Annotated in this window: 1 protein-coding gene; it reads right to left on the reverse strand. The window is 66.0% G+C overall.

Features of this window, described 5'->3' with window-relative positions:
- On the reverse strand, positions 1-470 hold a 470-nt coding region (locus IB248_RS31015), incomplete at both ends, for a cytochrome c1 (RefSeq protein WP_246779342.1).

Consider the following 470-nt stretch of genomic DNA (forward strand, 5'->3'; position numbering starts at 1 on the left):
GGACCGCCTTCCTGATAGCCGCCGACGAACGGGATCATGTCGATCAGGAACTGCGGGAAGCCGCGCTCGATGCCGCGCGCCTTGGCGATCAGCGAGAAGTCCGGCGGCGCCGCACCATTGTTGGCGGCAGCCGCCGCCTCGTGGTTCGGGAACGGCGACGGGAAATAGTCCGACGGAATGGCCTTGCGGGTGAACATGTCACCGCTGGCATTCGGGCCATCCTGAACCTCGTAGTTGGCGGCCAAGGCCTTCACCTGTGCGTCCGAGTAGCCGAGAGCTCCGAGCGTGCGGAACGGCACGAGGCTCATCGAGTGACAGGCGGCGCAGACTTCCGTGTAGACCTTCAGGCCGCGCTGCAGCTGGCCCTTGTCGTAATGGCCGAGCGGGCCGGCAAAGGTCCAGTGCTCATGCTTCGGATGCATGAGCGGATAGTGCGGCGTTGCGCCTTCGGCATGCTCTGCCGGCGCAGC

It is taken from the genome of Rhizobium sp. RHZ01 (genome assembly GCF_014851595.1).
GTDB classification, from domain to species: Bacteria; Pseudomonadota; Alphaproteobacteria; order Rhizobiales; family Rhizobiaceae; genus Rhizobium; species Rhizobium altiplani.